The sequence below is a fragment of the Micromonospora sp. NPDC047670 genome, assembly GCF_043204915.1.
Taxonomy (GTDB): domain Bacteria; phylum Actinomycetota; class Actinomycetes; order Mycobacteriales; family Micromonosporaceae; genus Micromonospora.
In genome coordinates this window covers 113,881-120,153 of sequence record NZ_JBIDDA010000018.1, presented here as the reverse complement: position 1 = coordinate 120,153, position 6,273 = coordinate 113,881, and the positions used below count along the sequence as shown (strand labels likewise).

The window sequence follows — 6,273 nt, the reverse complement described above, 5'->3', positions numbered from 1 at the left end:
GGGGTGGGGGGGGGGGGGGGGGGGGGGGGGCGGCGGGGGGGGGGGGGGCGCCGGGCCCGCGCGGCGCCCCCCCCCCCCCCCCCCCCCACGCCCACACCACGTCGGGGTCAGCGGCGGGTGCCGCGGGTGGGCAGGTTGTCGAACCGGGGGCGATCGCCGTCGCGGAGGCGGCGCCAGGCCCGCCGGTAGAGGTCGGCCGCCGGTTCGAACGGCACGGTCACGCCGAGCCCGGCCGTGCCGTCGGGCGCGAGGTCGAACAGGGCGACCTTCCAGCCCTCGATCGGCGCCTGCCCGCTGCCGCGCTCCAGCCACGGGCCGGGCAGGAACAGCGACCGGCCGGCCCGGGACCGGCTGGCCTCGACGACCAGGTCGGTGCCGGCCAGTTCGGCGCGGGCCGCCTTCAGCCGGGCCGGCTTCCAGCCGGTCCACTTCGCCGTGTTGCGGTCGGTCGGGTCCGGCATGGCCAGCAGCATCAGGTACACCGCCGCCGCGTCGGCGCCCAGGGCGTGTTCCCCGGCCACCTCGGCGACCACGTCGGGCACCGAGCGGGTCGGATCCTGCGGCCACCACGTCCCGTCCGCCGCCCGCGCGCCGCCGTGCGGCTCCCCCGGGTCGCCGAGCAGCGCCGCGAAGCGCGGGTCGCGGGCCAGGCGCAGCGCCACCTCCGTCGGGTACGGCTTGGCGGCGTCGTGGCGCAGCGCCGGCAGGTACGGGTCCGTCCCGTCGGCGTCGAGCAGGTCCGGCCGCAGCGCGGGCGACGGCTGGCTGTCGTGCGTGGCCAGCACGATCGCGCCGTACCGCTCCCAGCCGGGGCCGGTCTCCGACGGGGTGCCCGCCACCTGACGGAACGCGGGCAGGGAGACGTACCGGTCGAGGTCGAGCAGCAGGCCGGGGTTGGCCAGCCGGGCCCGGATCGCGGCCAGCGCGGCCGGCAGCGCGGCCCGGGACGGGTCGCCGGCTGGCGTGTGGTGGGCGACCCAGGCGGCCAGGGCCACCGCGGAGCGCAGCACCTCACCGGTGAAGCCCACCGCCCGGTCGTCGGCCTCGCGGGCCCGGTCGCCCCTGATCTCGAAGGCCAGGTCGGTGCTCAGCTCGGCCGAACGGGTCGGGTCGAGCAGCGCCGGCAACGCCTTCGCGGGCCCCCAGCCGGTGCGGACCCCGCGCACCGCGTCGGCGAGCAGCTGTTCGGGCACCGCCACCCGGCGCCCCAGGGCGGCGTTCCAGGCCGCCGCGGCGGCGGCCACGTCCGGACCGTCGGTCCACAGCCGGGCCGGGTCGTCGGGCAGCAGCGCCGAGACCACGGCCCGTCGCACCTTCGGGCGGGCCTCGCGCAGCACCCCGAAGGCCAGCTTGACCTCGCCGACCTGCTTGATCCCGAGCGCCTTGCGCAGCTCGGCCGGCACGGTGTTCGCCGAGTCCGCGTACGGAAGGCCGGCCAGCACCAGCTTCGCGGCGGTGGGGGTGACGCCGGTCAGCTCGGCGAACCGCTCGGCCGCCTCCGGCCGCCAGGGCAGCGGGCCGCGCGCCGCCCACTCGGCGAGGAAACCGGCCAGCCAGCCGGCCGGGCGTTCGTCGCCGACGGGTGCCGAGGACCGCACCGTGTACGGCTCGGGCACGGCGAACGCGCCCGCCGGGTCGTGGTACAGCGCGTCGAGGGAGTAGCCGGTGGTCGTGCCGCCGGAGTGGAGGACGGCGATGAACGCCCCGTCGGGCAACGGCAGGATGCCCGGCCGGGGCGACCGGCGCCTGCCGTCGGGGCCGTTCAGGTCGTCGTCGAGCAGGTGCAGCTCGAACCAGCGCCACCGGGCCGGTTCGGCCGCCGCGCTCAGGTCGAGCCGGTTCAGCTCCGTGAGCAGGGCGCGCAGCGTCTCCCGGTGGTCGTCCGGGGTGACCGCCGCAACGGCCCGGTAGGCGACGGCCGCGACACCGCCGAGCAGGGACCACCAGTCCAGCGAGCCCGACAGCGACGGTCCGTCGAGGTGCAGCCGTACGGCGGCTGCGCTCCCGCTCGCGGCGGACCGCTGGGCGGCGAACGCCTGGAACTGGCTGAAGGCGCGGATCGAGGGGACTCCCCCGTACGTTGATCCACGTAGACCGTCCAGCGCCAGGTAGAGCTGCTCGTCGGTGGGTCCGGTCGCGGTGGCCGCCGGCACCACCGCCTTCGGCGCGGACAACGACCTGGTGAGCCGCTCGGCCACCGCGTCCAGGTCGGTGCGCACCCGGGCGGCCAGTCGCAGCACCCCCGCCACCCCGGCCAGCACGGCGTCGCTGCTGACCGCCGGCACCGTCGAGCGGACCAGCTCGACCAGCGCGTCCCTGTCGTCCTCGTCGGCGGTGGCGGGCCCGGGGCCGGAGGGGCCGGCCGGTACGCCGACCATGGACGCCGGGACGGCGACGGGCAGGCCGGTGATGGCCTGCGTGGCCGCGGTCAGCCCGGTTCGGGTCGCCGCCCGCGCGGCCTTCTCGGCCAGGTCGGCGCGGCGTTCGTCGACGGCGACCTTGAGCAGCGCGGCGGAGGTTTCCCGGTCCATCCGGCGCAGGGCGGTGGAGCCGGCCGGGTCACGCGGCAGCATGTTGCCGAGGAACCTCCGTGCCGGCAGCGGAATCGCGCCCGGCGTGTAGTCCCGGCTGGACGGCGGGCCGGCAGCGGCCGACACCATCCCGTCCGGGTCGACCAGGACGAAACCCCTGAGAACGGCCCGGGGCCGGTCGTCGCCGGGCAGCACCAACGCCGCGACCGGTTCCTGTCCGGCGGCCACGGTGACGCTACGACCGGCCAGGTCCTCGCCGCGCACCGAGCCGTCCGGCAGCGTGACCACCCGCCAGCCCAGCAGACCGTCCACCGGAACGGCGGCCGGCGTGGCCCGGTCGGACAGGGCCGGCCGCAGCCAGCTGGCCGACTCCTGGAGACGGCTTCCACCGACCGGGAGGTCGGCCAGGAACCGGGGCAGGCTGCGCCGACCGTGGGTGTTGCCGACCGGGTCGTACTCGCGCCAGCCGTAGCTGCCGTCATCCGCGCTGTGGCAGTAGACCCAGTAGGAGGTGCCGTCGGTGATGACCGGCCGCTCGGAGGGAACAGCGGTGTCACCGACGTGCAGCACGCCGGCGCCGGTCGTCCGCCCGCCACCCGCCAGCGGCAGGGTGGTCTCGTTGGAGCGCGGCTGCCTGCCGTGGAAAGAACCCTGGATGTGCTGCAGCTCGCCGGGCGAGGAGTGCCAGTAGCCGCGCAGGTCGTAGTCGAGCGCCTGGGAACGCCAGTAGACCAGCAGGTGGCCGTCGACGTAGTGGTAGCCGGGCTGACCATACATGTCGCCGGCCGGGATGCGCAGGTCGTGGCGGAGCACTATGCCCTCGGCGCCGAGCACGCGCACCGTGGTCGGCCCGCCCAGGATCACGTACGGCCAGGCTTCCTGGTAGGTCACCTCGACCCGGCGGTCTCCGCCGGTCACCTCCTGCCAGGCCAGCTCCCAGGCCGGCCAGCCCAGCTCGTCGACGATCCCGCCGCGCAGGGCGCGGGCGACGCGCTCGGCGAGGTCGATGTCGAGGGCCTGTCCGAGGTCGCCGCCCGGACCGGTGTGACCGGAGGGGTCGGTGTCGCCGGACACCAGGCGCAGCGCCTCGACCGGGAGCCTGCCCAGCCAGTCCACCGACTCCGGCAGGTACGGCAGTCCGGTGGTGAGACGGTCGCGGATCCGGGCCCGCAGCCACTCGGTCAGCAACGGCCTGATGCCCGGCGTGCCGGCCAACCGGCGCAGGGCGGACTGATTGTCGTCGAGCCGGTCGAGGCCCCGGCGCAGGGCGCCGGTGAACCGGTCGTCGCCGGCCACGGCCAGCAGCTCCCGCTCGCCCCCGACGTTGACCCAACGCGCCAGGTCCAGGGCGTCGCGCTCCTTGGGCGGGGCCACCGGCAGGTCGAGGGCGAGCAGCAGGTCGAGCAGATCCAGGCCCCCGTCGGCGCCGAGGGTCTCGCCGCTGTCGGCCAGCTCGGCGCGCAGCCGGCCGGCCATCCGCTCGACGAGCGGGTACAGCTGCGGCAGGGAACGGTAGCTGTCCAGTTTGGCCCGGCTCACGAAGCGGCGCAGCCAGCCGACGGAGCCGTCGCGCGGGCGGGCCGGGTCCGGCACGTCCGGGTCGGACAGTCCGGCGAGCGCCCCGGTGTCGGCCAACACCGTCAGCCAGGCGACCAGGTCGTCCCGGTCGGCGGGCATCAGATCGAGCAGGCTGCCGCGGATCGCCGGGTCGCGGCCGGCCAGCGCCGTCACCGCCGGCAGGTGCGCCTTCCACCAGCCGGCCGGCGCCTCGGCGGCCACCGGCAGCCGGAGCAGCTCGGTCAGGTAGGCCGCCTCGCGGTCGACGACGGCGGCGGCGCCGGCCTTACCGACGGCCTTGGTGGCGGCCCGGACCAGCCGGTTCACCGCGTTGGCCGACTGCGTGGACGGAACCACCCCGGCGGCCGCGGCCCGCAGCGCCAGGCGGCAGAACCGGTCCAGCGCCTCGTCGGCCGGCAACTGGGCGGACAGCTCCTTCGCGTACGCGGCCAACGCGGTCGCGGAGACCACCTTGGCCGCCGTGAACTCCGCGTAGACCTCGTCGAGCCGGTCCGGGTCGACCGGCAGGCCGTGCTGCGCCTCCGCCTTGCGCGCCTTGTTGAACAGCTGAAGCGCGTAGGTGTCCTGCCCGGCGGCCAGGAACACCCGCGCCGCCTGCTCGAAGAACGTCGGCAGGAAGTGCGGCAGCGTACGGGCGAGCCGGTCGGCGATGGCCTGGTGCCCGTCCAGGGCGGCCTTCGGCCGCGACCGCACCTGCTTGGCCAGCTTCTGCAACTCCGGCACCACCGCCAGCGCGTGCCGGCCGTCCGCCGGGTGGTGTACCAGCACCCACTCCGGGAAGGCCAACGGGCGGCGGGGGCCCAGCCCGACGACGGCCGGCTCGGCACCCGGCGCCAGGCCGAGGAACCCGACGGCCATGTCCTCGCCCTCGCCCAGGGCGGCGTCGACCAGGCGGACCACCGGCCGGTCGTCGAGGACCGGGTGCCGGTAGGTGCGGGCGGTGAGGGGAACCGCCCGGTCGCCGGCCCCGGCGGTGTCGGTCGGCAGCACCGCACCGGCGCTCAGCAGGCTCTCGACCGAGTCCTCGCCGGCCGTCGTCGTCATCCCGGTCACGCCTTCTTCCCCATTCCGGTCACGGCGCCGGACAGGGCCGTCGCCATCCGCATTCCTTCCGACCAGGCCACCGGCCCGACCTCGGTCAACCGCAGCGTCGGTCCGTCCACCACCGACCAGGAGAGGGTGCCCAGGGTCGCCTCGGAGTCCCAGTAGTCCTCGTCGAACCACATGGCGGCCTCGACCGTGCGGCCGGCCTCCCAGACCCGGCACGTGACCTGGGAGCCGGTGACCCGGAAGCCGAGTGTCGCGGCCCGGGCGGCCAGCCGGTTGGGAACCGTGGTGCCGCGGAAGTCGGTGATCGTGGTGTCGCGTTCCTTCAGGCCGTCGGGTTTGCGCCAGGTGCCCCGGTGCAGTTGCTCGATCCGCTGGCTGACGTCCAGTTCGTCGGCGAACTCGCGCAGATCGGCCAGGTCGGGCAGGCGCACCGGGTGTGGCAGCGTGGCGCTGGCCGGCGAGAGCCGGACGGTCTCCCCGTCGAGGTTGACCACGCGCAGGTCGCCGGTGGCGGTGACGTCCCGCAGGAAGCCCGGCTCCGCCGGGTCGTCCCCGAGCACCACCAGGTCGCGCAGCGCGTCCCGCCAGGCCGGGTCCGGCCAGACCCGGGCCAGCAGCCCGGTCGGCACCGGCAGCGAGGACACCACCCAGGCGTCGACCCGGGCCAGGCATTCGGCGGCGTGCCGATCCAGCCACTGGGCAAGCTGGCGCAACCGTTCCACCTCGGGGTTGTCGCGCAGCACCTTCGGCAGGGTCTTCAGTGGACGGCGACCGGCCCGTGGGCCGGTGGACCGGGCCGCCACCTTTCCGTCCACGAGAGAGATCTCGTACGAGTCCCCCACCGGTAGCCAGCCCATCAGGAACACCCTCCGCAGTGGCAGAACAGCCAGATTTCGTGAGGAATCGGCCGTGATCAACAACGAGGGCACGCTAACAGTAGTGACCGACACGACAGAGATCCGTCGGCGGGGCGGCGATGGGCGCGCAGGGCGGAGCCGGCGGGACGCCGGGGCCGGGACCTGCCGGAGACGCAGGTCCCGGCGGCGCGATTCCACTTCGGAGGGCCGGGCGAGGGCCCGGCGGAACGAAGGGCAGTGATCTAGATCACATCAGA

General features: G+C 75.7%; 2 protein-coding genes. Both read right to left on the bottom strand.

Features of this window, described 5'->3' with window-relative positions:
• Window positions 1-107 precede the first annotated feature (107 nt).
• Window positions 108-5,153, bottom strand: coding sequence for a hypothetical protein (locus tag ACGF7U_RS28890; protein WP_393111989.1), 5,046 nt, complete (start codon window positions 5,151-5,153; stop codon window positions 108-110).
• 5 nt (window positions 5,154-5,158) lie between these two features.
• The gene (locus ACGF7U_RS28885) at window positions 5,159-6,016 is read right to left on the bottom strand and encodes a DUF4132 domain-containing protein (RefSeq protein ID WP_393111987.1); all 858 of its coding nucleotides are present in this window, start codon (window positions 6,014-6,016) and stop codon (window positions 5,159-5,161) included.
• Window positions 6,017-6,273 lie beyond the last annotated feature (257 nt).

What these genes read in the sequence shown, in the direction of transcription:
- ACGF7U_RS28890 (WP_393111989.1), bottom strand. Translation starts at nt 5,153, where the DNA reads ATGACGACGACGGCCGGCGAGGACTCGGTCGAGAGCCTGCTGAGCGCC.
- ACGF7U_RS28885 (WP_393111987.1), bottom strand. Translation starts at nt 6,016, where the DNA reads ATGGGCTGGCTACCGGTGGGGGACTCGTACGAGATCTCTCTCGTGGAC.